The 26,896-nt window shown below is 77.4% G+C and carries 26 protein-coding genes; 9 read left to right on the top strand and 17 right to left on the bottom strand.

Annotated elements, in window-relative coordinates:
- The first annotated feature begins 43 nt into the window (after positions 1-43).
- Positions 44-793: an SDR family oxidoreductase gene (locus ACA511_RS29260; protein WP_375027855.1), complete on the top strand. Its 750-nt coding sequence runs from the start codon at positions 44-46 to the stop codon at positions 791-793.
- Between the two features lie 32 nt (positions 794-825).
- On the opposite strand, the gene ACA511_RS29255 is transcribed toward ACA511_RS29260, so the two are convergent.
- From ACA511_RS29255 to ACA511_RS29220, 8 genes are all read right to left on the bottom strand, one after another.
- Positions 826-2,178: a hypothetical protein gene (locus ACA511_RS29255; RefSeq protein WP_375027854.1), complete on the bottom strand. Its 1,353-nt coding sequence runs from the start codon at positions 2,176-2,178 to the stop codon at positions 826-828.
- Positions 2,175-2,594, bottom strand: a complete 420-nt coding sequence (locus ACA511_RS29250; RefSeq protein ID WP_375027853.1) for a hypothetical protein — start codon at positions 2,592-2,594, stop codon at positions 2,175-2,177. Before ACA511_RS29250 ends, ACA511_RS29255 begins: the two co-directional genes overlap by 4 nt.
- Positions 2,591-3,766 carry a molybdopterin-dependent oxidoreductase gene (locus ACA511_RS29245; protein ID WP_375027852.1) on the bottom strand — a complete coding sequence of 392 codons (1,176 nt, stop codon included), beginning with the start codon at positions 3,764-3,766 and terminating at the stop codon, positions 2,591-2,593. The genes ACA511_RS29250 and ACA511_RS29245 overlap by 4 nt, the downstream gene beginning before the upstream one ends.
- The gene (locus ACA511_RS29240; RefSeq protein WP_375027851.1) at positions 3,742-4,359 is read right to left on the bottom strand and encodes a methyltransferase domain-containing protein; all 618 of its coding nucleotides are present in this window, start codon (positions 4,357-4,359) and stop codon (positions 3,742-3,744) included. Before ACA511_RS29240 ends, ACA511_RS29245 begins: the two co-directional genes overlap by 25 nt.
- Positions 4,356-4,994, bottom strand: a complete 639-nt coding sequence (locus ACA511_RS29235; protein WP_375027850.1) for a TIGR04282 family arsenosugar biosynthesis glycosyltransferase — start codon at positions 4,992-4,994, stop codon at positions 4,356-4,358. The genes ACA511_RS29240 and ACA511_RS29235 overlap by 4 nt, the downstream gene beginning before the upstream one ends.
- Positions 4,991-5,659, bottom strand: coding sequence for a glycosyltransferase family 2 protein (locus ACA511_RS29230; protein WP_375027849.1), 669 nt, complete (start codon positions 5,657-5,659; stop codon positions 4,991-4,993). Before ACA511_RS29230 ends, ACA511_RS29235 begins: the two co-directional genes overlap by 4 nt.
- 36 nt (positions 5,660-5,695) lie before the next feature.
- Entirely contained in the window at positions 5,696-6,721 is a 1,026-nt protein-coding gene (locus tag ACA511_RS29225; protein WP_375027848.1) for an NAD-dependent epimerase/dehydratase family protein, read from the bottom strand.
- Positions 6,722-6,804: 83 nt separating this feature from the next.
- Entirely contained in the window at positions 6,805-7,869 is a 1,065-nt protein-coding gene (locus tag ACA511_RS29220; RefSeq protein WP_375027847.1) for an aminotransferase class V-fold PLP-dependent enzyme, read from the bottom strand.
- 84 nt (positions 7,870-7,953) lie between these two features.
- Between ACA511_RS29220 and ACA511_RS29215 the strand changes: the two genes are divergently transcribed.
- On the top strand, positions 7,954-8,841 hold the full coding sequence (locus ACA511_RS29215; RefSeq protein WP_375027846.1) for a LysR substrate-binding domain-containing protein: 888 nt from the start codon (positions 7,954-7,956) through the stop codon (positions 8,839-8,841).
- 63 nt (positions 8,842-8,904) lie between these two features.
- Here ACA511_RS29215 and ACA511_RS29210 read toward each other — a convergent pair whose 3' ends face one another.
- A complete protein-coding gene (locus ACA511_RS29210; protein ID WP_375027845.1) occupies positions 8,905-9,675 on the bottom strand; it encodes an IclR family transcriptional regulator in 771 nt (256 codons plus the stop codon).
- A 42-nt stretch (positions 9,676-9,717) separates the two neighbouring features.
- Between ACA511_RS29210 and ACA511_RS29205 the strand changes: the two genes are divergently transcribed.
- The gene (locus tag ACA511_RS29205; RefSeq protein WP_375027844.1) at positions 9,718-11,079 is read left to right on the top strand and encodes a cytochrome P450; all 1,362 of its coding nucleotides are present in this window, start codon (positions 9,718-9,720) and stop codon (positions 11,077-11,079) included.
- Here the strand turns inward: ACA511_RS29205 and ACA511_RS29200 are convergent.
- A complete protein-coding gene (locus ACA511_RS29200; protein WP_375027842.1) occupies positions 11,076-11,444 on the bottom strand; it encodes a VOC family protein in 369 nt (122 codons plus the stop codon). The genes ACA511_RS29205 and ACA511_RS29200 overlap by 4 nt on opposite strands.
- Before the next feature lie 184 nt (positions 11,445-11,628).
- Here ACA511_RS29200 and ACA511_RS29195 point away from each other — a divergent pair, with 184 nt between their 5' ends.
- The gene (locus ACA511_RS29195) at positions 11,629-12,159 is read left to right on the top strand and encodes a pyridoxamine 5'-phosphate oxidase family protein (RefSeq protein ID WP_375027841.1); all 531 of its coding nucleotides are present in this window, start codon (positions 11,629-11,631) and stop codon (positions 12,157-12,159) included.
- A 14-nt stretch (positions 12,160-12,173) separates the two neighbouring features.
- Positions 12,174-14,672 carry an excinuclease ABC subunit UvrA gene (locus ACA511_RS29190; RefSeq protein ID WP_375028082.1) on the top strand — a complete coding sequence of 833 codons (2,499 nt, stop codon included), beginning with the start codon at positions 12,174-12,176 and terminating at the stop codon, positions 14,670-14,672.
- A gap of 141 nt (positions 14,673-14,813) precedes the next feature.
- On the opposite strand, the gene ACA511_RS29185 is transcribed toward ACA511_RS29190, so the two are convergent.
- The gene (locus ACA511_RS29185; protein ID WP_375027840.1) at positions 14,814-15,284 is read right to left on the bottom strand and encodes a PPOX class F420-dependent oxidoreductase; all 471 of its coding nucleotides are present in this window, start codon (positions 15,282-15,284) and stop codon (positions 14,814-14,816) included.
- Between the two features lie 86 nt (positions 15,285-15,370).
- Between ACA511_RS29185 and ACA511_RS29180 the strand changes: the two genes are divergently transcribed.
- Positions 15,371-15,895 (top strand): pyridoxamine 5'-phosphate oxidase family protein, encoded by a 525-nt coding sequence (locus ACA511_RS29180; protein ID WP_375027839.1) that lies wholly within the window; start codon positions 15,371-15,373, stop codon positions 15,893-15,895.
- 179 nt (positions 15,896-16,074) lie between these two features.
- Here the strand turns inward: ACA511_RS29180 and ACA511_RS29175 are convergent, their stop codons facing one another.
- On the bottom strand, positions 16,075-17,421 hold the full coding sequence (locus tag ACA511_RS29175; RefSeq protein ID WP_375027838.1) for a hypothetical protein: 1,347 nt from the start codon (positions 17,419-17,421) through the stop codon (positions 16,075-16,077).
- A 2-nt stretch (positions 17,422-17,423) separates the two neighbouring features.
- Positions 17,424-17,810, bottom strand: a complete 387-nt coding sequence (locus ACA511_RS29170; RefSeq protein ID WP_375027837.1) for a hypothetical protein — start codon at positions 17,808-17,810, stop codon at positions 17,424-17,426.
- A gap of 131 nt (positions 17,811-17,941) precedes the next feature.
- Here ACA511_RS29170 and ACA511_RS29165 point away from each other — a divergent pair, with 131 nt between their 5' ends.
- From ACA511_RS29165 to ACA511_RS29155, 3 genes are read left to right on the top strand one after another with little or no spacing between them, the layout of a single operon-like run.
- Complete coding sequence (locus tag ACA511_RS29165) at positions 17,942-19,801, top strand: hypothetical protein (RefSeq protein ID WP_375027836.1); 1,860 nt, start codon at positions 17,942-17,944, stop codon at positions 19,799-19,801.
- Entirely contained in the window at positions 19,798-20,013 is a 216-nt protein-coding gene (locus ACA511_RS29160) for a hypothetical protein (RefSeq protein WP_375027835.1), read from the top strand. The genes ACA511_RS29165 and ACA511_RS29160 overlap by 4 nt, the downstream gene beginning before the upstream one ends.
- Before the next feature lie 11 nt (positions 20,014-20,024).
- Positions 20,025-20,816 carry an SDR family NAD(P)-dependent oxidoreductase gene (locus ACA511_RS29155; RefSeq protein ID WP_375027834.1) on the top strand — a complete coding sequence of 264 codons (792 nt, stop codon included), beginning with the start codon at positions 20,025-20,027 and terminating at the stop codon, positions 20,814-20,816.
- 177 nt (positions 20,817-20,993) lie between these two features.
- On the opposite strand, the gene ACA511_RS29150 is transcribed toward ACA511_RS29155, so the two are convergent.
- From ACA511_RS29150 to ACA511_RS29135, 4 genes are all read right to left on the bottom strand, one after another.
- Complete coding sequence (locus ACA511_RS29150; protein ID WP_375027833.1) at positions 20,994-21,293, bottom strand: 4a-hydroxytetrahydrobiopterin dehydratase; 300 nt, start codon at positions 21,291-21,293, stop codon at positions 20,994-20,996.
- Positions 21,294-21,372: 79 nt separating this feature from the next.
- A complete protein-coding gene (locus tag ACA511_RS29145) occupies positions 21,373-23,424 on the bottom strand; it encodes an ArnT family glycosyltransferase (protein ID WP_375027832.1) in 2,052 nt (683 codons plus the stop codon).
- 18 nt (positions 23,425-23,442) lie between these two features.
- Positions 23,443-25,521: a glycosyltransferase family 39 protein gene (locus tag ACA511_RS29140; protein ID WP_375027831.1), complete on the bottom strand. Its 2,079-nt coding sequence runs from the start codon at positions 25,519-25,521 to the stop codon at positions 23,443-23,445.
- On the bottom strand, positions 25,518-26,825 hold the full coding sequence (locus tag ACA511_RS29135; RefSeq protein ID WP_375027830.1) for a glycosyltransferase: 1,308 nt from the start codon (positions 26,823-26,825) through the stop codon (positions 25,518-25,520). The genes ACA511_RS29140 and ACA511_RS29135 overlap by 4 nt, the downstream gene beginning before the upstream one ends.
- Between the last annotated feature and the right edge of the window lie 71 nt (positions 26,826-26,896).

Raw genomic sequence — 26,896 nt, 5'->3', positions numbered from 1 at the left:
TCGGTGTTGGAGCCGGCGGCGCCCCCGGTGGTGGAGTGGGGGCATGACGACGAAGACGGCCCTGGTGACCGGGGCGAACAAGGGCATCGGGCACGCCATCGCGCGGGGGCTCGCCGGACGCGGCATGACCGTCCTGCTCGGCGCCCGCGACCCCGGTCTGGGCGAGCGGGCCGCGGCGCGGCTGCGGGACGCCGGCCACGACGCCCGCGCGCTGCCCCTCGACGTCACCGACCCGGCGTCGGTGGCCGCCGCGGCCGGGCTCGTCGCCGCGGCGACCGGGCGCCTGGACGTGCTGGTCAACAACGCCGGCATCTCCGGCGACCCCGTCCACCCGCCGGACGAGGCCGACCTCGGCGTCGTCCGGCGGGTGTTCGACACCAACCTGTTCGGCGTGATCAGGGTGACCAACGCGGTGCTGCCGCTGCTGCGCGCGGCGCCGGCGGGACGGATCGTCAACGTCTCCAGCGGCACCGCGTCGATGACCGCGATGACCGACCCGGACCACTACTTCTGGAACACCGCCGCCTCCGCCGCCTACCCGGCGTCCAAGGCGGCGCTGAACATGCTGACGATCCAGTACGCCAAGCGGCTGCGCGGCACCGGCATCCTGGTCAACGCCGCCGCGCCGGGCGCCTGCGCCACCGACTTCACGGCGGAGTTCACCCGCGCCACCGGCCGGACGACCGACCGGACCGCCGAGCAGGGCGCCGCCATCGCGATCCGCCTCGCCACCCTGGACGACGGCGGCCCGACCGGCGGGTTCTTCGACGACGCCGGCCCCGTCCCCTGGTAGGGGAACCTCTGCCCGGGGCCGCCGGCTCGGGGTCACCAGGGGGACAGGACGAGGGCCTGGACGGCGAGCGCGGTCGCCGCCTGCGCGGCCAGCCAGGCCCTCGGCGCGGGCCGGTGCAGCGACGCCGCGACCAGCGCCCACCCGGCGAACGGCACCCAGATCCGCTCGACCTCGCCGCGCGTCACCCCGGACACGTCCAGGACGAGCACCCCGAGGAGCGCCGCGCACGCCAGCACCGCCACCGGCGACGCGGCCCGGTCCCGCACCGCGCGGCCCAGCGCGGCGGGCAGCGCGCGGGCGGTCGCCGGGCCGGTCAGCAGCCCCAGCACCGCCAGGTTCGCGAACAGGAAGTAGGCGTAGGAGCGCTGCGCCGAACCGCGGCTGACCAGGTAGGTGTCGAGGGTGGCGCGGACGCCGTCGGGCCACCAGAACCCCAGCGCGGTGAACGCGGCCGGGACCACCAGCAGGCCCGCGCCCAGGGCCGCGAGCACCGCGGCCCCGGGCCGGGCCAGCAGCAGCACCGCCAGCGGCACGGCCAGCAGCGGCAGCAGCCCGTAGCTGAGGTAGGGGACGCAGCCCAGCAGCAGCCCGCCCGCCGCCGCCGCGGCGGCGGCCCGGACGCCGGCGGCGCGGGCGGCCAGGGCGAGCAGCGCCGTCCCCCACGCGGCCACGGCCAGGAAGAACGCGTCCATGGCGGTCGCGATCCACACCGCCGCCGGCGCCAGCACGAGGAACGGCACGGCCGCGCGCGCCGCGCGCTCGCCCGCCACGCACCGCACCGTGACCGCGACGGCCGCCGCCGCCGACGCGCCCGCCGCGATCACCAGCGCCGCCGCCGGGCCGGTGCCGCCGAGCCCGGCCCGCTCCAGCGCCCACAGCACCAGCACCGGCAGCGGCGGATGCCCCCGCACGTGCGTGGTGTAGCCGCCGAGCCGCTCGGTGAACGTCCGCACCCACTCCAGGGGGCCGGGGCGCACCTGGGCCAGGCCCGCCGGGTACTCGGTCGGCGCGTCCAGCGGCGCGGCGAGCGCGTCCCAGCCGTCGCTCACCGCCAGCGCCACCGCCCACGCGGCGGCGCCCGCCCACGCGGCGGCCGGCAGCGCCCGCCACGGCAGCCGCGCCGCGAGCGCCGGCAGCGCCGCCACGGCCGCCGCCGCGAACGCCGCGGCGGGCAGCAGCTCCCACGTCAGCGGCCGCTCCCGGGCCCGCGCGTACAGCGGGGGCAGCGGGTCCTCGGTCGCCAGCCCGGCGCGCCGCAGGTACCAGCCGGCGGCGAACGCGGCCGCGATCCCGGCCGCCCACACCGCGACCGCGACCCGTCCGGCGCGCCCGCGCCGCGCCCGCCGCCCGGACCCGGCGCGCTCGCGCGTACCGGTGAGGGTCACCGCGCCCGCCCCTTCCGGCGGCCGGCGGCCGCCCGCGCCGCGGCCGCGACCGCCGCGATCACCGCGATCGCGGCCAGGACGGCGGCGAGGTTGCGGCCGTAGGGCAGCGGGAGGCGGGACGGCTCGTCGGCGCGGCGGCCGTAGCCGAGGACGACCGGGATCGCGATCAGGGCGACGGACCCGCCGGTGACGAGCGCGGCCCGCGCGATGCGCCGGTAGGGGCCCGGTATCCGCACGGTGGCCAGGCCCACGGCCAGGACCGCCGGGACCAGGACGCCGTCGTGCAGGACCGCCGCCCCCGCGAACCATGCCGCCCACCGGCCGACCGGGACGTCCGCGGCGATGCCGCGCAGTCCGAGGCCGATGAGCGCCAGGCCCGCCGCGTACGCCGCGCACACGGCGATGCGGGCCTTCACGAGACCACCAGCCGGTGCACCCATTTGGTCTGCATGACCCCGGGCCGGTTCGGTGCGATGAGGCGGCAGGGGTGGCCGTGGTCGAGGGCCAGGGGTTCGCCGTTCATGCCGAGGGCCAGCAGGGTCAGCGGGTCGTGCCAGTGCGGCGGGTCGACCCGCGAGGCGCGGTAGCGGCCGCCGCGTTCCAGCGACTCGACGCGGACCCGCGCGTCTCCGTCGGCTCCGGCCAGGCGCAGGACGTCGCGCAGCCGGACGCCGTGCCAGGCCGCCTCCACGCTCCAGCCCTCCACGCACGCGATGGGCAGCCGCGCGGTGTGCTGCGGCAGGGCGCGCAGGTCGGCGAGCGTCAGGGTGACCTCGCGGGCGACGCGGCCGGTCACGGTGAGCCGCCAGCCGGGGTCGCTGGCCGCCGCGGTGACGCCGGTCGCGGCGGCCGACTTGTTGACCGGGACGTCCTGCGGGCCCGTGCCGGGGCGGCGGGGCGCCAGCACCGCGAGCCGCGCGAGCGGGGTGACCGCCTCCCCCACCGTGGTCAGGGCGACGGCCCCGCTCGCGGCGGCGACGGTGAGCAGGAACCCGCGGCGGCCCACCGCGTCCCGCGGCCGGGTCATCACGGTCCGGCGCGCCTTGGCCCCCTCGTTCGCGACGTGGACCAGCAGCGCCCCGGCGAGGATGTAGGCCGTCCAGTAGTGCGCGGTGGTGAAGAAGAACCCGAACGGGTACCAGTAGGCGATGTTCAGCACGCCGGTGACGGACTGGAACAGCGCCGCGCCGACCAGGACGAACACCAGCAGCCGCTGCACGGCGTGGCCGGCCGAGCGGACGGGCGGCCACTGCCACAGCTTCGGGTAGACCGTCCACAGCTTGGCCAGCAGCAGCGGCACCGCCGCCAGGCCGCCGATGACGTGGACGCCCTGGGTGACCCGGTACAGGCTCACCGGGCGCGACGGCCAGCGCGTCCAGCCGGCCGGCTGCTGCATGAAGTGGCTGACCAGGCCCGTCCCGAACGAGACCAGGACGCTGACGCCCAGCGCGATGCCGAGCCAGGACGCGACCCGCTCGTCGTGGAGCCGGCTGCCGAACCGGCCCGGCAGGCCCGCCAGCAGCGCCGGCGGTCTCCGGAGCGCCCGTCTCAGGACCGCCGGTTTCAGGAGTGCAGGGCGACGAACCACCGTCCGGCCTCCTCCCACAGTTCGGTCACGGTCGCGGCGCACCCGGCGGCGAGCGCGGCCGCGGCGTCGGCGGACACGTGCGCCCAGGCGAACCATTCGCCGACCGCGCGGCCGGACCGCAGCCGCAGCGGCTCGACGCGGGACGCGGCGCCGGGCGGGTCGACCTCCACGAGGACGCGGCCGCCGGGCGCGAGCAGCGCCAGGACGCGGCGCAGCAGCGCGGCGGGGTCGCCGCCGATGCCGATGTTGCCGTCGGCGAGCAGCGCGGTGCGCCAGCGCCCGGCGCCGGGGACGCGGCCGAACACGTCCCGGCACAGGGCCGGGCCGCCCGCCGCGACGGTCAGCGCGACCGCGGCGGGGGCCACGTCGATGCCGAGGACGGGGACGCCGCGCCGGGCGAGCGCCACGGTGAGGCGGCCCGGCCCCGAGCCGACGTCCAGGGTGGCGCCGGCGCAGCGGTCCAGCAGCCCGGCGTCGCCGGGCCGGGCCGCCAGCCAGTCCTGGAGGGGCAGCGGGCGGCGGCGGCCGTCGGCGTGCTCGATCTCGACGGGGGCGCGGCCCCGCAGCGCCTCCTCGTACAGTTCGCCGATCATGCCGGGACGGTCCTGCCGCCCAGGCCGCGCAGGGCTGCGGCGAACCGGCCGCCGGAGGCGAGCGCGGCGACGGCGAGCGCGTCGGCGGGGGTGTCGACGTCGGTCAGCTCGGGCAGCAGCCCGGTGTCGAGCCCGGCGCCGCGTAGCCGCGCGAGCTGGGCGGCGCCGGTGTCGGGCCGCGACATCGGGACACCGCGCAGCAGCCGCGCGTCGGGGCGGCGCAGCCCGAGGAGCCAGAACCCGCCGTCGGCGGCGGGCCCGAGCACCGCGTCGCGGCGCCGCAGCTCCCGGGCGGCGCGGCCGAGGAGCGCGGGCGTGACCTGCGGGGTGTCCATCCCGATGAGGACGAGGGGGCGGCCCGCCCACGCGTCGGCGAACGCGGCGGCCAGGCGCTCGTCCAGGCCGCCGCCGCGCTGGGCGACGACGGCGAACCCGTCCGGCAGCCACGGGCCGGGCGTGCCGGCGAGCGCGAGGGTGCGCCGCCCGGCGGGGGCGGCGGCGGCCGCGGCGAGGGTGTCGCGCAGCGACGCCTCGGCGAGCGCGGCGGCCTCGGCCGGTGTGTAGTGCGGCGTCAGGCGGGTCTTGACCCGGCCGGGCACGGGCTCCTTGGCGATCACGATGAGGTCGGCGGTCACGGGGCGGCCTCGGCCAGGACGCGGCGCATGTCGCGGACGGCGCGGACCGTCCCGCCGAGGGTGCCGGTGACCTTGGAGGCTCCGGTGCGGGGGCGGTAGGGCACGTCGATCTCGCCGATCGGCCATCCGGCGCGGGCGGCGCGCAGCACCATCTCCAGCGGGTAGCCGAACCGGCGGTCGCGCAGGCCGAGGGCCAGCAGGGCGTCGCGGCGGGCGGCGCGCATCGGGCCGAGGTCGCGCAGGCGGGTGCCGGCGCGCCGGTTCAGGGAGCGGGCCAGGACGGCGTTGCCGAGGCGGGCGTGCGGCGGCCACGCGCCGCGCCCGGTCGGCCGCCGCCGGCCCAGCACCAGGCCCGTCCCGTCCGGCGGCCGGAGCGCGGCGAGCGCGGCGGCCAGCCGGGGCAGCTCGGCCGGGTCGAGGGAGGCGTCGGCGTCCATCACGCACACCACCTCGGTCTCGGCGGCCAGCAGCCCGGCGTGGCAGGCGGCGCCGAAGCCGCGTTCGGCGGCGGGCACGACGCGGGCGCCGTGGCCGGCGGCCACGCGCGCGGAGCCGTCGGTGGAGGCGTTGTCGACCACCAGGGGCCGGAACCCGGACGGCATCCGGGTCAGCACCCAGGGCAGCGCCTCGGCCTCGTTGAGGCACGGGAGAATGACATCGATCACGATCCGACGCTACTTTCGGTGACGGTCCTGCGACCCTTACGAACTGGTGACGGGCGTCCGGGCGAACTCGGCCATGCCGTCGGCGAACGCGACCGACGGGGAGAAGCCCAGCTCGCGGCGGGCCCGGTCGGGCCGGGCGACGATGTGGCGGACGTCCCCGAGCCGGTAGCCGCCGGTGACGCGCGGCGCCGGCCCGCCGGACGCCGCGGCGAGCGCGCCGGCCATCGCGCCGATCGTGCGGGGCTCGCCGCTGGCGATGTTGTAGGCGCGCAGCCCGCCGGGCTCGGGCGGCCCGGCCGCGACCCGCTCCAGCGCGAGCACGTTGGCGCGGGCGACGTCGCGGACGTGGACGAAGTCGCGGCGCTGCCCGCCGTCCTCGAACACCAGCGGCGCCTCGCCGTTCAGCAGCCGCGACCGGAAGACCGCGGCGACGCCCGCGTAGGGGGTGTCGCGCGGCATCCGCGGCCCGTACACGTTGTGGTAGCGCAGCGCGGCGGCCGACCCGCCGGTCGCGCGCGCCCAGGACGCCGTCAGGTGCTCCTGGGCGAGTTTGGTGTCGGCGTAGGCGTTGCGGGGGTCGGCCGGGGTCTCCTCCCCGACGGCGCCGGGCGCGAGGGGCCGTCCGCAGCGGGGGCAGCCGGGTTCGAACCGTCCGGCGTCCAGCGCCTCCCGCGGGCGGGGCCGGGGCCGGACGGGCCCGTGGCTCGCGCAGGTGTAGGCGCCCTCCCCGTACACCACCATCGAGGACGCCAGCACGAGGGTGGTGACGCCGGCGCGGGCCATCTCGGCCAGCAGCACGGCGGTGCCCTGCACGTTCGCCGAGGTGTAGGCGGGCAGGTCGGACACGCCGGTGCCGAGGCCGACCTTGGCGGCCTGGTGGCAGACGGCGTCCACGCCGGCCAGCCGCCGCGCGACCTCGGCGGCGTCGCGGGCGTCGGCGGGCGCGCCGCCGAGCCCGTCGGGCCGCAGGTCCAGGCCGCGGACGCGGTGCCCGGCGGCGGTCAGCGCGGCGGCGATGTGCGAGCCGATGAAGCCGGCCGACCCGGTGAGCAGTACGTTCATGGCGACGAACGTAGGCCGCGCGGCGCGGCCGGGGCGGCGCGCAGGGCCCGGTCAAGGCACCTTGTTCGAACCTTGTAAGAATTTCACCCGGCCGGTCGCGCGCCGGTGAGCGGGGCGAGCAGTTCGACGGCCTTGTCGACGTCGTCCTCGGTGGTGGTGAGGTGGAACGCGCACCGCAGCCGTCCCGCGCGGACGGTGGCGACCACCCCGTCGCGGCGCAGCCGCTCGGCGGTGCCGCCGGGGACGGCGACCGAGACGATCGCCGAGTCGCCGGGGGGCAGGCCGAGCCCGGCGCGGAACCGGCGGGCCAGCGCGACGTCGTGGTCGTGGACGGCCGCGGTCCCGACCCGTTCGAGGAGTTCCAGGGCGGGGGCGTGCCCGGCCCAGCACTGCCACGCCGGGGACAGGTCCAGGCGGCGCGCGCCGGCGGCCAGGCGCAGCGGCAGCCCGTAGACCGAGTCCCAGATGTCGGCGCCCGCGTACCAGCCGGCGCCGGCCGCGGGCAGGGCGTCCAGAGCCTCGGGGGCGCCGGTGAGGAAGCAGGTGCCGCGCGGGCCGAGCAGCCACTTGTAGCCGCCGGCGACGAGCCAGTCGACGTCCGCGGCGGGCAGCGGCAGCCAGCCGGCGGCCTGGGTGGCGTCCAGCAGGATCCGGGCGCCGTGCGCGCGGGCCGCGCCGATCAGGTCGTCCATGGGCGCGACGCGGCCGTCGGAGGACTGCACCGCCGACACCGCGACGACGTCGGTTCCGCCGCCGACCTCGTCGGCGATCCGCTCCAGCGGCACGGAGCGGACGCGGAGGCCGGGGCGGGCCGCGAACGGGAACAGCAGCGAGGTGAAGTCGCCGTCGGCGACCAGGATCCGCGCGCCGGCGGGCAGCGACGCCGCGACAAGGCCGACGAAGTAGGACACCTGGGGGCCGCACGCGACCCGGTCGGCGGGGACGCCGAGCAGCCGCGCGAACGACTCCCGCGACCGGGTGACCGCCTCGTCCAGCGCGGCGGGGGCCATCAGCCCGGCGGCCCGGTCGCGCTCGGCGGCGAGCATCGCCTCGTGCGCGGCGCGCGGCGGGAGCCCGTAGGTGGCGGTGTCGAGGTAGGCGACGGCGGCGCCGAACTCGCGCTGCGCCTCGGTGACGGTGAGGGTCATGCGACGATCGTCGTGCACCCGCGTCCCATAGCGCAAAGTTAGGTTTTCTGGGCGTCCCATCAATGTGGTTGATACCTTGCGGAGATGCTCGACCTGCACCGGGGCCGGATCCTGCGGGAGGTGGCGCGGCTCGGCTCGATGACCGCCGCCGCGCGGTCCCTCGCCTACACCCAGCCGGCCGTGTCGCACCACATCGCGCGGCTGGAGGCCGAGGTCGGCACGCCGCTGGTGGTGCGGCACGGCCGCGGCGTGCGGCTGACCGAGGCGGGCCGGGTCCTGGTCGAGCACGTCGAGGACGTCCTGGCGCGCATGGACGACGCGCAGGAGCGCATCGCGGCGATCGCGGGGCTGCGGGCCGGGCGGGTGCGGGTCGCGGTGTTCCCGACGGCGGCCGGGGGGCTGCTGCCGGACGCGCTGGCCCGGCTGCGGGAGCGGGCGCCGGGCGTGTCGGTCACGCTGGTGGACGCCGAGCCGCCGGAGGCGCTGGCGATGCTGCGCGCCGGGGAGACCGACATCGCGGTCGTGTTCCGGTACGCGCACACGCCGCCCGACACCGACGCGAGGTTCCGCGAGGTGGTGCTGGCCGAGGACCCGCTGCGGCTCCTGGTCCCGGCCGGGCATCCCCTCGCGGCGGCGGACCGGCCCCGGCTGGCGGACCTGGCCGCCGAGACGTGGGCGTCGGGCTGCGCCCGCTGCCGCGACCATCTGCGGTGGGCGTGCGCGAAGGCCGGGTTCGCCCCCGACATCGCGTTCGCCACCGAGGACCACGTCGCGGTCCAGCGGCTCGTCGCGCGGGGCCTGGCCGTCACGACGCTGCCGGAGCTGGCGCTCGGCCTGCACACCGAACCGGGCGTCGCCGTCGCGGACGTGCCCGCCGTGGGGAGCCGCCGCATCAGCGCGCTGGTCCCGGCCGGGCCGCGGCCGCCCGCGGCGGCGGCGCTGCTGGACGAGCTCTCCGCCCCCACCCGCTGAGGGACGGCCGCCGGGCCAGGGCTGGCTCGGGTCGAGGCAAGCGCGGGTCAGGGCGGGCTCGGGTCAGGACAGGTGCCGGTGCAGGTCGGTGAGGCGGCCCGCGGCGGCGAGGACGGCCTCGGCCAGGCCGGGCAGCCGGTCGTCGCCGAACCGCACCGCCGGGCCCTGCAGCGCGACCGCCGCGAACACGCGCCCGCCGCCGTCGCGGACCGGCGCGGCCACCGCGCGGACCCCCGCCAGGCGCTCCTCGTCGCTCACCGAGTAGCCGCGCTCGCGGACGCGCCGCAGGTCGGCGTCCAGCGCGCCGCGGGTGGTGAGGGTGGCGGGGGTGTAGCGGTGGAACGGCTCGTCCATCGCGACCGGGTCGCCGCCGTAGGCCAGCAGCGCCTTGCCCATCGCGCACGTGTGGATGGGGTTGCGGTCGCCGGGCGGCTGGTCGTAGCGCAGCGGATGCGCCGACGGCAGGTGCAGCAGGACCGCGACCTCGTCGCCGGCCCGCACGCCGAGGCTGACGGACTCGCCCGTGCCGTCGCGCAGCGCGGTCAGCTCCGGCTGCAGCAGCGTGGCGCCCATCCGCTCCAGCGCGAGCCGCCCGAGGATCGCGGTGGTGGGGCCGAGGAAGTACCGCTCGGTCGCCGGGTCCTGCGCGAGCATGCCGGTGGCGTGCAGGGCGTGCACGATGCGGTGCGCGGTGCTGACCGACAGCCCGAGCCGGTACGCGATCTCGGTGGGGGTCTGGCGGGCGGCGTCCTCGAAGGAGCGGAGCACCGCCACCGACCGGTCCACGGTCTGCGTCCCCGGCTTGGGAGGCTGCGTGCCGCGCTCGGTGGTCACGGGTCCCATCCTCCCACCGCGGGGGCGTGCCATAGTGGGCGGGTGGCCCCCCAGACCCCGGTACGCAGGTCCCGTCCGTCCAGGAACCGCGGGGCCGAGGGCCCGTCGGCGTCGCTGACGGCCCGGCACGGGGCCGCGTTCGCGCGGAACCCGTGCGCGAGCCTGCTGCGCCTGTACGCCGAGGCCGGGCCGGTCGCGGCCGTCGGGACGCGCCGCCGCCCGTTCGTGCACCTGTTCGGCCCGGACGCCAACGCGTTCGTGTTCGCCAACTCGGGGCTGTTCCGGTGGCGGGAGGCGTTCGACCTGCTGGTGCCGGTGAACGGGGAGACCGCGCTGATCGTCAGCGACGGAGCCGACCACCGGCGGCGGCGCCGCCTCGTCCAGCCGGCGTTCCACCACCGCCGCGTCGGCGGGTACGTGGCGCGGATCGCCGCCAACACCGACGCGGCGCTGGAGTGGTGGCGGCCGGGCCGGACGCTGGACGCCTACGCCGAGCTGCGGTCGGTGATCCGCCGCAGCACCGTGGAGGTGCTGTTCGGGGACCGGCTCGCCGCCGACGCCGAGGTGATCGGGCGGCGGCTGCAGGTCGCGCTCGCCGCGATCGACCGGAACTTCGTCCTGCAGATGGCGCTGCGGTCGCTGCCCAACCCGTACATGCGGCGCGTCGCCGCGGCCCGCGCCCAGGTCGCCCGCCGCGTCGACGGGGAGATCGACCGGCGGTCGGCCGAGGGCGGCGGGCACGACGACGTGCTCGGCATGCTGATGACCGCGCGCGACGAGGACGGCACGGGCCTGACCCGCCGGGAGCTGCAGGACCAGGTGATCAGCCTCATCTCCGCCGGGTACGACACCACCAGCGCGGCGATGGCGTGGGCGGTGTACGCGCTGCTGTCGCACCCGGACGCCGAGGAGCGGGCGCGCCGCGAGGTCGCCGAGGTGGTCGGCGACCGGCCCGTGCGGGCCGCCGACCTGCCCGCGCTGACCTACCTGGACGGGGTGGTGAACGAGACGCTGCGGCTGTTCCCGCCCGCCGTGCTCAGCGCCCGCGTCCCGGTGGAGGACTTCGCCTACGCCGGCCACCGGGTCCCGGCGGGCGCGATGGTGCTGTACTCGCCGTTCGTCACCCACCGGATGCCGGAGGTGTGGCCGCAGGCGGGACGGTTCCGGCCCGAGCGCTGGGACCCGGCGTCGGAGCTGCACCGTCCCGCCGCGCCGTCGACGTACCTGCCGTTCGGCGGGGGGCCGCACCGCTGCATCGGCTCGGCGCTGGCGACCGCGGAGATCAAGACGATGCTGGCGTGCCTGCTGCGCCGCACCCGGCTGCGCCTGGTGTCCTCCCGCGCCGTCCCGACGAGCGTGACCGCGATGCGGCCCCGCGGCGGCCTGCCCGTCCGCGTCCGCTAGCTCCGCAGGCAGACGCAGAAGGGGTGCCCGGCCGGGTCGGCCAGGACCCGCCACCGGTCCCCGCCGGGCTGGAACTCCAGCCTGCTCCCGCCCAGTTCGGCGACGCCGGCCTCGGCCTTGTCCAGGTCGTCGACGTAGAGGTCGAGGTGGAACTGCTGGGGCCGGTCCCCTTCGGGCCAGGTCGGGGCCCGGTGGCCGGGGGCGCCCTGGAAGTAGACGTCCAGGCCGCTGGGCAGCTTCACGGCGGCGGCCTCGGGCGTGTCGTAGGTGATCTCACCGCCGGTGAGCGCCGCGTAGAACGCCGCGAGGGCGGGCGGCTCCGGGCAGTCGATGGTGACGGCGGCGAACTCCGCGATACCGGACATGGGGCGACTCCTCTGTCGTTGGAATGCGCCCAGCGTTCCAGGAGAGGCTGACATCTCCTGTCAGGTACCGGACCCGGAATGAAACATGACGCGGGATGTCAGGTTTGGGAGCGACCATGGGTTCACCGGTCGGCGCCGATGGTGGGCGCGGACCGGCCCCACCCACGGCCGGACAAGGAACTCCATGCGCGAAACTCCAGAAGAACTCGATGAGCTGCAGTCCCTGCTGGACGCCTCCCTGGCCCGCTCCTCCTCGCACCTCCGCTCGATCATCGGCGCCGAGAGGACACTGACGGCGGAGCGGCTCGTCGGCGTCCTCACCGGCATGTGCACCCTGGCGCTGTCGACCGTGACGGCGAAGGGCGAGCCGCGGATCAGCGGCGTGGACGGGCACTTCCTGCACGGCAGGTGGCATTTCGGCACGGCGCGCGGCGCCGTCAAGGCCCGCCACCTGGCGGCCCGCCCGGCCGTCAGCGCGGCGCACATGCGCGGCGAGGACCTGGGGGTGTTCACGCACGGCACGGTGGAGGTCCTCAACCCCGAAGACGGCGGGCCGGCCGCGGACTGGCCGGACCTGCTCGCCTACTTCAAGGACTTCTACGGCGCCGGCGCCTTCGACTGGGACGCCGACGTGGTGTACTACCGGCTGCGTCCGCACTGGATGAGCGTCTACGCGTCCGATCCCGCCGGGCCCGCTTCGGCGTCCCGGTCCTGAGCGGCGTGAGCGACATGGGGCGCGGGACCATCGACGTGGTGGGGGCCCGCACCAACAACCTGCGGGACGTGTCGGTGAGCATCCCCAAGGGGCGGCTCGTCGCCTTCACCGGGGTGAGCGGCAGCGGCAAGACCTCGCTGGCCATCGACACCCTGCACAGCGAGGCCCAGCTGCGGTACCTGGAAGGGCTCTCGCCGTTCGTGCGGCAGTACATCACCCAGCGCAACCGGCCGAAGGTCGACCGCATCCGGGGGCTCGGCGCGACCCTCGCGGTCGACCAGCGCCGCCTGAACCGCAACCCCCGCTCCACGGTCGCGACGATCACCGGCATCGACGGGCACCTGGGGCTGCTGTACTCGCGCCTTCCGGCGCTCGGCGCGGCGGCGGGGGGCGGGGACGGGCCCCTGACGACCGCCCACTTCGACCGCGACACCCCGGAGGGGGGCTGCGGAGACTGCCACGGGGCGGGCGGGCGCTGGCGGGCGCACGAGGACCTGATCATCACCCGTCCGGAGCTTCCGCTGTTCGAGGGCGCGTCGCCGTGGTTCGCGAAGTGGCGGTCGGGGGAGCACGCGTTCGTGCCGGCGCTCGCCGGAAAGCGGGGCGTGGACCTCGGCCGGCCATGGCTGTCGCTGCCCGAGGAGTTCCGCCACTGCGTGCTGTACGGCACGGGCGAGGAGACGATCGAGGCGGTCGTCGACATGCCGAACAGGAACGAGACGGCCGTGATGACCTACACCTCGAACCGGCCGCTGCGGGGCGCGCTCGCCGAGGTGGAGCGGGTGTTCGTGAACGCCGGGACCGCCGGCGCCAAGCAGCGCTACCTGCCGTACATGCGCAAGCGGCCCTGCGGCGCCTGCGGGGGCGGCGGGTACGGCCGGGCGGCCCGGTCCGTGCGGCTCGGCGGGCTGACCTACCCGGGCCTGCTCGCGGCGCAGGTGCGGGAGGTGCGCGACTGGGCGGGCCGGGTCGCGGACGGCCTGGACGCCCGGCGGCGCGAGGTGGGCGGGCCGCTGCTGCGGGACCTGGACCGCAGGCTCGGGATCCTCGACCGGCTCGGCCTGGCCCATCTCCAGCTGTCCCGGAGCGCGGCGACGCTGTCGGGGGGCGAGGCGCAGCGGACCCGGCTCGCCGCTCAGCTCGGCACCGAGCTGAGCGGCATCGTCTTCGTCCTGGACGAGCCCGGGAACGGGCTGCATCCGGCGGACAAGGCGCACCTGCTCGACATCGCCCTGGAGCTGCGCGAGGCGGGCAACACGGTGCTCCTGGTGGAGCACGACCCCGAGCTGATCGCCCGAGCCGACTGGGTGGTCGACCTGGGGCCCGGCGCGGGCCGCCTCGGCGGTGCGGTCATGGTGTCGGGGCCTCCCGCCGCCGCGGCCGCCCACCCGGAGTCGCTGACCGGGCGGTATCTGGCCGGTGCGGGGCCGCGGCTGCGCCGGACCCGCCGCCCGGCCGGGGGCGCCGCCGGCTGGGTGGAGCTGCACGGCCTGCGCGCCCACAACGTGACCGCGGACCTGGTGCGCTTGCCCGCCGGCCGGCTCACCTGCCTGACCGGGGTGAGCGGCAGCGGCAAGAGCAGCCTGCTCGGCGCGCTCGCGGCGGGCGTGGAGGCGGCCCTGAGCGGGGCCGCGGCGGGCGCGGTGCGGGAGGTGACCGGCATCGAGGGGTTCGGCTGGGTCGCCGTCGTCGACCAGGAACCGCTCGGGCGGACGCCGCGGTCCAACCCGGCCACCTACAGCAAGGCGTTCGACAGCGTCCGCGAGCTGTTCGCCGGGACCGGCACGGCGCGCGAGCGCGGCGTCGACGCCTCCTGGTTCAGCTTCAACACCGCGGGCGGCGGCCGCTGCGAGACCTGCACCGGTTACGGCCGCAAGCTGGTCGACATGCACTTCCTGCCGGACGTGTGGGTGGTCTGCGACGCGTGCGAGGGCCGGCGCTACAGGCCGGAGGCGTTGGAGATCACGTACCGGGGGCTGGCCATCGACCAGGTGCTGGAGCTGACCGTCGCCGAGGCCGCGGAGCGGTTCCGCGAGCCCCGGCGGCTCGCGGAGGCCGTGGGGGCCCTGAACCGGGTCGGGCTCGGCTACCTCCCCCTCGGCCAGAGCGCCACGGAGCTGTCCGGCGGCGAGGCGCAGCGGCTGAAGCTGGCGTCGGCGATCCGGCGCGGCGCCGCGAGCCGCGGGGCGGGGCTGGTCGTCCTCGACGAGCCCGTCTCGGGCCTGCACCCGTCCGACGTCCAGCGGGTGGTGGACGCGCTCGACGTCCTGCTCGACTCGGGCAACACCGTCGTCGTGGCCGAGCACGACATCGGCGTCGCCGCGTCCGCGGACTGGGTGATCGACCTGGGCCCGGGAGCCGGCCCGGACGGCGGCGCGGTGGTCGCCGAGGGCGCCCCCGACACCGTCGCGGCGGCGGACACCCCGACCGCCGGCTTCCTCCGCCGGTACGCGGCGGGCCTGCCGCTCCTGGAGGCGCGGGAGCCGGGGGCGCGGGGGAACGCGCGCCGCTGAAGGGGGCGGAGCACGTCCCCGGCGGCCAGGCGGTCGACGCGGAGTCCGGCGGGTTCGCGGGCCTCGGACTCGATGTCGAGGCAGGCGATGCGCAGCGCGGTCCCCTCGTGCGGCGGCCGCCGGTGCCGGGCCGGGGTCCTCCTAGCCGCCGGGGGCGAGGCGGGCGGGGAACCCGCCGGTGGCGATGGGGCCCCAGCGGTCGACGGTGACGCGGATCAGGGACTTGTCCTGGCCGCGCATCGCGGCCCGGTACTCGTCCCAGTCGGGGTGCTCCCCGGCGATGCACCGGTAGTAGTCGACGAGGGCGTCGGCGGCGTCGGGCATGTCGACGACCTCGGCGGTCCCGTCGACCTGGACGTAGGGGCCGTTGAAGTCGTCCGACAGCACGCACACCGAGACGCGGGGGTCGCGGCGGGCGTTGCGGGCCTTGGCGCGCTCGGGGTAGGTGGAGATCACGATGCGGCCCTCGCCGTCGACGCCGCAGGTCACCGGCGACATCTGGGGCCGCCCGTCGGCCCGGGCGGTGGACAGCAGCGCATGATGGCGGGGACGGAGGAAATCGAGCAGTGCGGGACGGTCGACGCGGTTCGCCGAGGCGATCGAAGGAGCCATGCCGCCACCCTAGGGAACCGGGAGGGCGATGAGTTCCCGCGCGGCCGGCCGTCCATCCATGGAAGCCGATCGCAAGGGAGAAGACGATGAGCGACCGTGAACCCGTCCGGGCGCGCAACCTCGACATCTACGGCAGCGGCGAGCTGGCCTGGGGCGCCGTCCGGGACGCGCTGACGGCGGCGCTTCCGAAGGCGGAGACGCCGGTGTACCTCGGCACGGTCCGGCCGGACGGCCGTCCGCACTCGGCGGGCGTGGGCGCGCTGTGGCACGAGGGCGACCTGTTCGTCGTGAGCGGGCCCGGCACGCGCAAGTCGAGGAACCTGGCGGCGAACCCGGCGTGCACGGTCTCGGTGCGGACACCGGTCGGGGACGTGGTGCTGGAGGGCGACGCCGAGCGCGTCACCGACCCGGCCGTCCTGGAGGCGGTCGCGGCGGGGTACCGGGAGGGCGGCTGGCCGGCGCGGGTGGAGGGTGAGGCGTTCACCGCGCCCTACAGCGCGCAGAGCGCGGGCCCGCCGCCCTGGTACCTGTACCGGATCGTCTTCCACACGGTGTTCGCGGTGGCGACGGTGGAGCCGTACGGCGCGATGCGGTGGTCCTTCGCCCGCTGACCGCCGCCCTGACCGCCGCCCTGACCGCCGCCCTGACCGCCGCCCTGGGCGCCGTGCGGGGAGCCGACCGGGGAGCCGACCGTGGCGGTCGCGTTCGGCCCGCCCGCCTGGCCCACGGGCGGGCCGCCCGCTGCGAGCTGCGTCCGCCCGCGGCCGGTGAGGTGCGGCGCCGCGGGGAGTCAGCCGCTGAGCAGGGCGAACAGGCCGGCGCAGGTGAGCGCGACCATGGCGGCCGCGACGGGGAGCTGCCCGCGCGGGGACCGCGCGGGGGTGCGCAGGGCGAGGTCGTGCGCGGCGGCGGTCCCGGCGACGTGGCCGAGGACGATGGCGTTGACCTGGACCTGCGCGGTGAGCGTGGGCCCGGCGAGGTCGTAGTCGATGCGGTTGCCGGTGGCGCCGAACAGGTCCGCGCCCGTCCCGAACGGGTCGCCGGCGAGGATGAACGTGGTCTGGCCCTCCAGGACGAAGAACGAGAAGTAGTGGGCGAGGGTGTAGCCGAGCGCGATCGGCAGCAGGGTCGCGGCGAACCGGCCGGGCAGCGCGGCCGGGTCCTGGCCGGTCAGCCGCGCGCTGAGCCGCAGCGCCGCGACGTACAGGGCGGTGACGGCGGCGACGGCGGCGGCGAGGCCCAGGGTTCCGGCGGGGACGCTGGAGGGGTCGACGTTGTCGCGCCAGTAGGTGGTGCGGGTGACGCCGTCGAATCCGGTGGAGCCGATGAGCACGCACGCGGTCGCGGTGAGGCCGGGTTCGGCGGCGCCGGTCATGAGGCCGGTGAGCGGGGTGCGCAGCACGAGCGTCCCGTCGCCGCGCCGCCCGACGGGGCAGAGCCGGGCCAGGAGGCTGGAGTAGGCCTCGAAGCCGTCCCCGCGGGTGAACCAGTCGCGGCCGAACCACCAGGCCAGGGCGAGGTTGGCGGCGGCGTAGGCGAGGATGAGCGTCCCGGCGGCGCGGGGGTCGGACCGGTTCGGCGCGACCAGTTCCAGCCACACGAACGCGGTGAGCCACGCGGCCGCGGGCCAGTATCCGAGCCGGGCGGGCAGGGGGCGGCGGCCGGCGGGCGGTGTGCGGGTGGCGCGGCAGAGGGCGGCGTGCAGGGTCCGGAGCGGGTTGACGCGCCGCCATACGGGCCCGAGCAGGACGCTCGCGGGCACGAGCCCGACCCAGAACGTCACGAACAGCGCCCACGGCGCCAGGTTCGCGGCGGCGTCGGGCGGCCCGGCGAACGCGGCGGCGACGACGAGGGCGGCCGCGGCGAGGGCCAGGGCGCGTCCGGCCAGGGTGAGGGCGGGCGCGTCCAGGACGCGGGCGAGCGCCGCCGGGAGCGGGCGCCCGGCCTCGGGGTGGAGGCGGGGGCGTTTCCAGGCGGCGGTGAGCGCGGCGGACGAGGCGGCCACCGCGATCCCGCCGCCGGCGATGGCGGCGACGGCGTCCAGGGGCAGGTCGGTGCGGCCGCCGAGCCCGTGGGCGAGGACGCGCGCCCCGCCGGCGATGCCCTCGGCCGCGGCCGCGGTGATGCCGCCGGTCACGGTCAGCCGACCTGCAGTTCGAGCACGCGGGCGCCGGAGTGGTGCAGCTCGGCCTCGAACACGCCGGGCGTGCCGGCGGTGAACCGGAGGGTGGCGGGGCGCCCGGGGGTGATCGCGAGTTCGCGGTCGTAGCCGTGCAGGTGGAGCTCGTCGGCGGTGTCGCCGGTGACGGTGATCTCGACGACGGCGCCGCGCTCGACCTTGACGCGCCGCTGCGCGGTGCGGGGCTCGCCGCCGGTCACGGTCACCGCGACCCGCACGGCCGGCGGCCCGGACGCGGCGGCCGCCGAAGGGCCGGCGGGCGGCGGGCCGGGCGCGGGCTCCCCGCATCCGGCCGCCGCGAGCGCCATGGCGGCGGTGACCGCCGCCGCGATGGTCCGCAGCGTCATGGCGTTCCTCTCGTCCCGGTGTCCCACACCACAAAGTGTGACACTAGACAATGACACATTCAAAGATGGCATACTCCACGTCCGGGGCGTTCGCCCCCTTCTGTTCTGGTTCCTGCGGCGAGGGAGCACCGGTGTTGGACCACCTGACGGGCACGGGAGCGGGCGCCGCGCTGCGGCTGGCCGCCGAGACGCCGGCCAGACCGGCGGGCGGCGCGGCGCTCGACCAGATCCTCATCGCCTCCACCGGCGCCGCCGCCCTCACGGCGGTGCTGCTGGTGTTCGGCTGGGGCCACCGCACCGGACGCGTCACCGCGCTGACCCGGCTGGCGCGCCTGGCCGAGCGGGGCCCCGGCCGCGGCACGCCCGGCTGGGTCGCGCTGCCCCTCCCCGTCGCGATGGCGTCGCTGCTGATCGCGCTCCTCGGCATGTACTGGGACATCTCCCTGCACATCTCGCACGGCCGCGACGAGGGGCCGCTGGCCAACATCGCCCACTACCCGATCCTGATCGGCCTGTTCGGCATCTTCACCGCCGGCGTCCTGGCCGTGGTGCTGCCCAAGGGCGAGCGTCCCGGCGCGGCGTCGGTGCGGATCACCCGGGACTGGCACGCGCCCGCCGGCGGCGTCCTGCTGGCCGGCGCCGGGTTCTACGCGCTGCTCGGCTTCCCCCTCGACGACGTGTGGCACCGCATCTTCGGGCAGGACGTGACGCTGTGGGGCCCGACGCACCTGATGCTGATCGGCGGGGCCGGGCTGTCGCTGGTGGCGATGGCGATCCTGGAGCGGGAGGGCCGCAGCGCCCGGCCCGCGGCCGTGCAGCCGCCCGGCTGGGTCCGCTACGCCCGGCGCTGCATGATCGGCGGCGGGCTGCTGATCGGCCTGTCGGTGTTCCAGGCCGAGTACGACTTCGGGGTGCCGCAGTTCCGGCTCGTCCACCAGCCGCTGCTGATCGCGCTCGCGGCGGGCTGCGCGCTGGTCGCGGTGCGGCTGTGGGCCGGACGCGGCGCCGCGGTCCTGGCCGCCGCGTTCTACATGCTGGTGCGGGGCGGGGTGTCGGTCCTGGTCGCCGGCGTGATCGGCGAGCTGTGGGCGGCGGTCCCGCTGTACTTCGCCGAGGCGCTGTGCGTGGAGGTCGCGGCGCTGGCGCTGGCGCGGCGGCCGCTGGCGCTGGGCGCGGTGTCGGGGGTGCTGATCGGGACGGCCGGGTTCGGCGCCGAGTACGCCTACGGGCAGGCGGCGTTCCGGCTGCCGTGGACGCCCGACATCCTCGCCGAGGGCATGGCGATGGCGGTGACCGGCGGCGTCGCGGGCGGGCTGTGCGGGGCGCTGCTGGCCGAGGGCCTGGCCGGCCGGGTGCCGCGCCGGGCGGCGGCGCGCGGGATCTTCGCGGGGGCGATCCTGGCGGTGTCGGCGGCGGTCGCGAACGGCCTGGTCATCGACGTGCCGGAGGGACCGGCGGCGACGGTGACGCTCACCGGCGTCCGCGGCGACGCCGCGCACCGCACCGCCGGCGCCCGGATCGTGTTCTCCCCCGCCGGCGCGGTCGACGGCCCGGCGTGGGTGACGGTTACCGGCTGGCAGGGGCGGGGCCTGCACGTCGACCACCTGGTGAGGGAACGCGAGGGCGTCTACCGGACGCGGGAGCCGATGCCGCTGCACGGCGACTGGAAGACGCTGATCCGGATCCACGACGGGCGGACCCTCGCCGGCGTCCCGGTCTACCTGCCCGCCGACCCGGCCATCGGCGCGAAGGAGCTGCCCGCCCCGGCACGGTTCACCCGGCCGGTGCAGAGCGAGCGGTCGATCCTGCAGCGGGAGCTGAAGACCGGCGTGCCGGGCTGGCTGTGGGCGGCGTGCTCGGCGGTGGTGCTGGCGTGCACGCTGGCGCTGGTGCTGTCGCTCGGCTGGGGCGTCGCGCGGATCGCCCGCCGGCTGCCCGAGCCCGCGCCCGCGCCCGCCGCGCCGGGGCCGCGCGCGAAGGCCGGCCCATGACCGCCGGCGGGGTGCTGGCGACCCATCCGGTCATCACGGCGGTGCCGTTCTTCGTGCCGACGTTCATCGTGGTCGCGGTGATCGCGGTGGTGATCTGGCGGGACCGCCGCCGCGGCGACGCGGACGACGAGCCCCAGCCGGACGACCCGCGCGAGGACGTGCGCGGAGACGTGCCCGGGGACGTGCGCGGGGACTCGCCGCCGGGACCGTAGACTCCGCTGTCATGAGCGACCGCACGTCCCCCGTCCCGTACCTGTCGGAGCTGTTCTCGCTGGAGGGGCGGGTCGCGGTCGTGACGGGCGGCAGCTCGGGCATCGGCCGGGCGATCGCGGTGGCGCTGGCCCGGTCCGGCGCGTCCGTCGTGGTGGTCGCGCGGCGGGAGGCGGAACTGGCCGCGACCGTCGCCGAACTGGCCGGGCACGGGTGCCGCGCGGCGTCGGTCAGCGCCGACCTGGGGTCGCGGGACGCGGTCGCGCGGGCCGCCGACGAGGCCGCGGCGGCGTTCGGGGAGCCCGACATCCTGGTCAGCGCGGCGGCGGTGAACCTGCGCCCGCCGATGGACGACCTGGGCGCGGACGTGTGGGACACCACGATGGCGGTGAATCTGGACGCGCCGTTCCTGCTCGGCCAGCGGTTCGGGCCGGGCATGGCCGCGCGCGGCTTCGGCCGGCTGATCCACATCGCCTCGCAGCAGGCGTTCCGCGCGTCGGTGACCAGCGGCGCCTACGGGGTGTCCAAGGCGGGCCTGGTGGCGCTGGCCCGGTCGCAGGCCGAGGCGTGGTCGGGCCGCGGCGTCACCGCCAACACGCTCGTGCCGGGGTTCGTGATGACGCCGCTGAACGCCCGCCTGTCGTCGGACCCGGCGAACGTGCGGGCGCTCGCCGAGCGCACCATGGTCGGCCGCAACGGCCTCGCGGACGACTTCGCGGGCGCGGCGGTGTTCCTGGCGTCGGCGTCGTCCGGCTACGTCACCGGCCAGTCGGTCTTCGTGGACGGCGGCTTCTCCGCCCACTAGCCTCCCGGGCCGGGCGGCCGGGCCGCAAGCCGGTCGCCGCGGCGGCGGCCATGGCGCCGCGCCCGCCGCAGACCACGGCGGCGCCGCGCCCGCCCAGGAGCCGCCCGGGTCCGGTAGGCCAGGCCCCGCACGCGTTCGGTGCGCCCGCACACCGGGCCCTGGACGGCCACGCGGGCGCTACTGCGCTCCGTGCCGGGCCGCGATCTCGTCGATCCGCGCGGCGAGATCGAAGTCCTTGCCGGTGAGGCCGCCGGCGCTGTGGGTGGTCAGCGTGAACGTCAGGGTGCGCCAGCGGATGTCGATGTCGGGGTGGTGGTCGGCGTCCTCGGCGGCGCGGGCGACTTCGGCGACCACGTCGATCCCGGCCATGAACGAGGGGGCTTTCACCCGCCTGCGGATCGCGTCGCCGTCCCTGTCCCAGGCGGGCAGGCCGCGCAGGCGTTCCGCGACGGCGGTGTCGTCGAGCGTTTCGGCCATCGGTCACTCCCCGGTCGTCGGCGCTGGACGCCTCATCTTCCCTCTCCTGCCTCCCTCCTTCCCGCTGCGGGGCGCCGTGTCACTCGGCGCCGGGGGCGAGGTCGTACAGGACGGTGCCGCCCACGGTGGCGGCGGTGTAGTTCGCGGCGACCCACGCGCTGATCTTCTGGGCGGCGTCGCTGCCGCTCCGGGCGCGCGTGGTCATGCCGCCGCCGTTCCCCGCGCCGATGAAGTAGTGGATCCTGCCCTGGCGGACGAGGGACTGGAACCCGGCGAGGGTCGGTGCGGGGTCGGTGCCGTTGAACCCGCCGACGGCCATGACCGGTTCGCCGGAGGCGAGCTGGTGGCCGGCGGCGGTGTTGGACCCGACGGCCGCGGCCGCCCAGGTGTAGGACGCGGCGCCGGACTTGAGCGCGGCCGTGGCGGCGGCGCTCGGGGCGGCGGCGTCCAGCAGCCCGCCAGGCCCGCCGCGCCCCGGTCCCCCGCCCCGTGAACCGCGCGAAGAACCGCCCGGGGCCATGCCGCCTGGGCCGTTCCCGCGTCTGCCGCGTCTGCCGCCCTGCCCCTGCCCGAGGCCCTGGGGCGGCGGGGCGGCGCCGGGGCCGCGGTTCCACCCGCCGGGCCCGCCGCGTCCCGGGCCGGACCCGGTGGACACGGCGGGCCCGGCGGTCACGATGGCGCCGGTGTGCGGGGTCCGGGCGGTCTCGGCGGCGTAGGCGGTGGGCCCCGCGAGACCGGACACGACGGCCAGCGCGGCGGCCGCGCCGAGGACGCGCCCGCGCAGCACCCGGGCGGCCGCGAGGCCGGCCGCCGCGGCGAGGCCGGCGGCGGCGACGGCGGGCGCGAGCAGCGGATGCCAGTCCGGGGACCGGCCGAGCAGCACGTACGCCCACATCGCGGTGGCCGCGGCGGTCACCGCCAGGGCCGCGGCGCCCGCGGCGGTGCGGCGGCGCTCCCACAGGATCGCGGCGCCCATGCCGGTGAGCGCGGCGATCGCGGGGGCCAGCGCCACGGTGTAGTACTCGTGGAAGATCCCCCGCATGAAGCTGAAGATCGCGGCGGTGAGCAGCAGCCATCCGCCCCAGACCGCCAGGGCGGCGCGGGCGGGGTCGGTGCGGGGCGCGCGGCGGGTGCCCCACAGCCCTGCGGCGAGCAGGATGAGGGCGGCGGGCAGCAGCCAGGAGATCTGGCCGCCGATGACGGGCCCGAACATGCGGCCCCATCCGGCGTCCTGGTCGAGGTTGCCCAGGCCGCCGGTCTCCTCGCCGTTGAGGCGGCCGAGCCCGTTGTAGCCGAGCGCGAGCTCCAGGACCGAGTCGTGCTGCGACCCGCCGATGTAGGGGCGGGACGAGGCGGGGACCAGCGCGACCGCGGCGACCCACCACCCGGCCGACGCCAGCAGCACTCCCCCGGCCGCGGCGAGCTGCCACAGCCGCCGCCGCACGGGGGTGGGCGCGGTGGCCAGGTAGACCAGCGCGAACACCGGGACGACCAGGAACGCCTGCAGCATCTTGGCGAGGAAGCCGGTGCCGACGCAGGCGGCGGCGAGCAGCAGCCAGCGGGTCCCGGCGTCCTCCTGCGCACGGAGCGCGGCGTAGGCGCCGAGGGTCAGCAGCAGGACCAGCAGCGCGTCGGGGTTGTTGAACCGGAACATCAGCGCGGCGACGGGCGTCGCCGCGAGCGCGGCCCCGGCCAGCAGCGCCGCCCAGGCGGGGCACCGCCGCCGGACGGCGGCGTGCACGACGCCGACGGTCGCGACGCCCATCAGCGCCTGCGGGACGAGGATGCTCCAGGTGTTGACGCCGAACACGCGGGCGGTGAGCGCCATCGGCCACAGCGCGGCCGGGGTCTTGTCGACGGTGATGGCGCCGGCGGCGTCGGAGGAGCCGAAGAAGAACGCCTTCCAGCTGGTGGCGCCGGCCTGGACGGCGGCGGAGTAGAACGCGTTGGCCCATCCGGACGCGCCCAGCCCCCACAGGTACAGGACGGCGGTCGCGGCGAGCAGGGCCAGCAGCGCGGGGCGGGCCCAGGCGGGGTCGGCGGCGGGGCCGCGCAGGACCCGCCCGGGGAGGCCGCCCCGCCCGCGCGGGGTGCGGGGCGCGGGCGGGGCGGCCTGGATCGCGGAGGTCATGTGCTCTTTCCCTGGGGTTCAGCCGAGCCGGTACAGCCGGGCGCCGGAGGTGTCGGTGGTGTCGGTGGACGAGCCGTACTCGCTCGCGCCGACGGGGGTCCCGTTCTGCTGGACCCAGGCGGTGACGTCGGAGGCCGCGCCGCCGCCCGGTCCCATGCGGCCGCCGAGCATGATGTAGCGCAGCCTGCCCTCCCGCACGTACCGCTGGAGCTTGCCGGCGGTCATGGCGGGGTCGGCGCCGGTGAACCCGCCCATGGCGATGGCGGGCCGCCCGGTCTCCAGGATGATCGAGGACGCCTCCTGCGCGCTGGAGACGGCGACGAGCCAGGTGGCGCCGCCCTGGTTCTGCTCCAGGTAGGCGATCATCCGGGAGTCGGCGCGGCCGCCGGGGCCGCCGCCTCCGGTGCGGCCGGGCCGCTGCCCGCGCCCGGCCTGGTCGCCGCCCGGCGGCCCCTGCCCGTCCCGCCCGGTCTGCCCGTCCTGGCCGCCGGGGCCGCCGGGCATTGCGCCGGGGCGTCCGGACGGCATACCGGGCGGGCCACCCTGCCCGCCCTGCCCGCCGGGCGCGCCGAAGCCGTTGCCGGTGGAGGGCCCGGCGAGCGGGTTGGTGCCGTTGGCGGGGGTGGACGCGGCCGAGGCGGCGTAGGCGCCGGGCCCGGCCAGCCCGGCGATCGCGGCGAGCACGAGGCCGGCGGCGCGCGTCCCCGCCCGCCCGGCGAACCGCCCGGTGAACCGGTCGGCGAGGAGCGCGGCGGCGGCGAGGGCGGTGGCGGCGGCGACGAGCCACCGCAGCCACGGGTGCCAGTCCGGGGTGCGGGCCAGCAGGACGAACGCCCAGGCCCCGGTGGCGGCGGTCCCGGCGGGCAGCGCCCACGCCCACGCCGCCGACCGCCGGTGCGCACGGAGCAGCAGGACGATTCCGGCGCCGGTGAGGGCGGCGACGGCGGGGGCCATGGCGGTGGAGTAGTAGGGGTGGAAGGTGCCCTGGGCGAAGCTGAAGACGGCGTAGTGGACGGCGAGCCATCCGCCCCACAGGATCAGCGCGGCGCGGGCGGTGTCGGTGCGGGGGCGGCGCCGCAGCAGGACGAGCCCGGCGGCCAGGGCGAGGACGGCGAACGGGATCAGCCAGGAGATCTGGCCGCCGAGGATGTCGTTGAACAGCCGTCCGGCGCCGGCCGGGCCGCCGAATCCGCCGCCGCCTCCTGGGCCGCCGCGCCCGCCGGGGCCGCCGGGGCCGCCGAGGACGCGGCCGAGGCCGTTGTAGCCGATGACCAGGTCCCGGGCGGTGCCGTCGGTGCTGCCGCCGATGTAGGGGCGGGAGCGGGCGGGGACGAGGTCGACCAGCAGCACCCACCACAGCGACGACGCGGCGAGGACCGCGCCGGCGGCCAGCAGGTGCAGGACGCGCTTGACGGGCCCGGGGCGGGCCGCGATCAGGTAGGCCAGGCCGAACGCGGGGACGACGAGGAACGCCTGCAGCATCTTGGTGTTGAAGCCGCAGCCGACCAGGAACGCCGCGAGCAGCAGCGGCCGCGCGCGCCCGGTGGCGATGGCGCGCTGGCACGCCCACGCGGCGGTGGCCATGAGCAGGACGAGCAGGGTGTCGGGGTTGTTGTCGCGGTTGATGGCGACGGTGATCGGGGTGAGCGCGAGGACGGCGGCGGCGGTGACCGCGGCGGCGTGCCCGAACGCGGGCCGCACCGCGGCGTACAGGACGGCGACGGCGGCGACGCCCTCGACGACCTGCGGGAGCAGCAGGCTCCACGTCCCGAATCCGAGGACGCGGGCCGACAGCCCCATGACCCACAGCGCCATGGGCGGCTTGTCGACGGTGATGTAGGAGCCGGCGTCCAGGGCGCCGTAGAAGAACGCCTTCCAGCTCTGGGTGCCGCTCTTGACGGCGGCGGAGTAGTAGGAGTTGGCGGTTCCGCCGTCCGACAGCCCCCACCCGTACAGCAGCGCGGCGGCGGCGAGGACGGCCCAGAGCGCGGGCCGGGCCCAGCGGGGGTCGTCCCGGCCGCCGAGCAGGATCCGCGGGAGGAGCCCGCGGGGGGCGGGGGCCGGGTCGGCGGCGGGTGCGGTGGCGGCGGCGGTCATGACGGCGTCCCTCCGGTGCTCTCTCCGATGCTCTCTCCGGCGGTCTCCCCGGCCGCCGCGGTGTGCCCGGCGCCGCGGCGGAGGCGGCGCGGGTGGAAGATCCAGGCGCGCATCAGCAGGAACCGGGCCAGGGTGGCGGCGGCGTTGGCGGCGATGAGCGCGGCGACCTCCACGGCCCGGGAGGCGCCGGGCGCGGCGGCGTGCAGCAGCGCGAGGCCGCCGGTGGACAGGGCCAGGCCGAGCAGGAACGCGGCGCCGCCTTCGAGCTGGTGGCGGACCGCGCGGCGGGCGCCGGTGACGCCGAAGGTGAAGCGGCGGTTGGCGGCGGTGTTCCCGACCGCGGTGACGGCCAGGGACAGCGCGTTCGCCCACAGCGGCCCCATGACCAGGCGCAGCAGGACGAACAGGGCGAGCTGCGCGAGGGTGCTGACCGCCCCGACGGCCGCGAAGACGGGCAGCTGCCGGCCCATCCCGGCGGGCAGCGCCCCGGCGGGTCCGCGCCGCCCGACGGGGGCGCCGAACGCGCCGGTGCGGATGCGGCGGGCGACGCGGGCCATGCCGCGCAGGTCGTCGCGGGCGGTGCGCAGCACGTCGACGCGGCTGTCGGGGTCGTCGACCCAGTCGACGGGGACCTCGTGGATGCGCAGGCCGCCGCGTTCGGCGAGCAGCAGCAGCTCGGTGTCGAAGAACCACGCCTCGTCCTCGACCTCGGGCAGCAGCGCCTGGACGATCTCGGTGCGGGCGGCCTTGAAGCCGCACTGGGCGTCGCTGAAGCGGGCGGCGAGGGTGGTGCGCAGCAGCAGGTTGTAGCAGCGGGAGACGACCTCGCGGCGGGGGCCGCGGACGACGGCGGAGCCGCGGGTGAGGCGGGAGCCGATGGCGAGGTCGCTGTGCCCGGAGATGAGCGGGGCGACCAGCGGCAGGAACGCGTCCAGGTCGGTGGACAGGTCGGCGTCCATGTAGGCGACGACGTCGGCGTCGCTGCCGCTCCACACGTGCCGCAGGGCGCGGCCGCGTCCCTTCTGCTCCAGCCGGACGGCCCGCACGTGCGGGAGCCGGGCGGCCAGGTCCTCGGCGATCGGCCAGGTGGCGTCGGTGCTGGCGTTGTCGGCGACGGTGACGCGGAACGGGTAGGGGAAGGTGCCGGCCAGGTAGGCGTGCAGGCGTTCCACGCTCGCGGCCAGGACGCGTTCCTCGTTGTGGACGGGGACGACCACCTCGACCAGCCGTCCCCGGCCCCCGTGCTGGTGCGGGGCCGGCGGCGGCGCGGCGGGCGTGCCCCGTTCGGTGATGAGGTGACTCATGGGACCGAGGTTCGGCGGCGGTCGTGGGAGGCCGGTGAGCCGCCGATTAACGCGGCATGAGAATCGCCGCG

It is taken from the genome of Actinomadura sp. GTD37, assembly GCF_041951365.1.
GTDB lineage: Bacteria > Actinomycetota > Actinomycetes > Streptosporangiales > Streptosporangiaceae > Spirillospora.
Note: the sequence above shows the minus strand (reverse complement) of the source record. Positions and strands in the feature narration are given on the sequence as shown.

Bases quoted from the DNA above. Each gene is read 5' to 3' on its own strand.
- ACA511_RS29260 (WP_375027855.1), top strand. From the start codon at position 44: ATGACGACGAAGACGGCCCTGGTGACCGGGGCGAACAAGGGCATCGGG.
- ACA511_RS29240 (WP_375027851.1), bottom strand. From the start codon at position 4,359: ATGATCGGCGAACTGTACGAGGAGGCGCTGCGGGGCCGCGCCCCCGTC.
- ACA511_RS29225 (WP_375027848.1), bottom strand. From the start codon at position 6,721: ATGAACGTACTGCTCACCGGGTCGGCCGGCTTCATCGGCTCGCACATC.
- ACA511_RS29220 (WP_375027847.1), bottom strand. From the start codon at position 7,869: ATGACCCTCACCGTCACCGAGGCGCAGCGCGAGTTCGGCGCCGCCGTC.
- ACA511_RS29215 (WP_375027846.1), top strand. From the start codon at position 7,954: ATGCTCGACCTGCACCGGGGCCGGATCCTGCGGGAGGTGGCGCGGCTC.
- ACA511_RS29200 (WP_375027842.1), bottom strand. From the start codon at position 11,444: ATGTCCGGTATCGCGGAGTTCGCCGCCGTCACCATCGACTGCCCGGAG.
- ACA511_RS29195 (WP_375027841.1), top strand. From the start codon at position 11,629: ATGCGCGAAACTCCAGAAGAACTCGATGAGCTGCAGTCCCTGCTGGAC.
- ACA511_RS29190 (WP_375028082.1), top strand. From the start codon at position 12,174: ATGGGGCGCGGGACCATCGACGTGGTGGGGGCCCGCACCAACAACCTG.
- ACA511_RS29185 (WP_375027840.1), bottom strand. From the start codon at position 15,284: ATGGCTCCTTCGATCGCCTCGGCGAACCGCGTCGACCGTCCCGCACTG.
- ACA511_RS29180 (WP_375027839.1), top strand. From the start codon at position 15,371: ATGAGCGACCGTGAACCCGTCCGGGCGCGCAACCTCGACATCTACGGC.
- ACA511_RS29170 (WP_375027837.1), bottom strand. From the start codon at position 17,810: ATGACGCTGCGGACCATCGCGGCGGCGGTCACCGCCGCCATGGCGCTC.
- ACA511_RS29160 (WP_375027835.1), top strand. From the start codon at position 19,798: ATGACCGCCGGCGGGGTGCTGGCGACCCATCCGGTCATCACGGCGGTG.
- ACA511_RS29155 (WP_375027834.1), top strand. From the start codon at position 20,025: ATGAGCGACCGCACGTCCCCCGTCCCGTACCTGTCGGAGCTGTTCTCG.
- ACA511_RS29150 (WP_375027833.1), bottom strand. From the start codon at position 21,293: ATGGCCGAAACGCTCGACGACACCGCCGTCGCGGAACGCCTGCGCGGC.
- ACA511_RS29145 (WP_375027832.1), bottom strand. From the start codon at position 23,424: ATGACCTCCGCGATCCAGGCCGCCCCGCCCGCGCCCCGCACCCCGCGC.
- ACA511_RS29140 (WP_375027831.1), bottom strand. From the start codon at position 25,521: ATGACCGCCGCCGCCACCGCACCCGCCGCCGACCCGGCCCCCGCCCCC.
- ACA511_RS29135 (WP_375027830.1), bottom strand. From the start codon at position 26,825: ATGAGTCACCTCATCACCGAACGGGGCACGCCCGCCGCGCCGCCGCCG.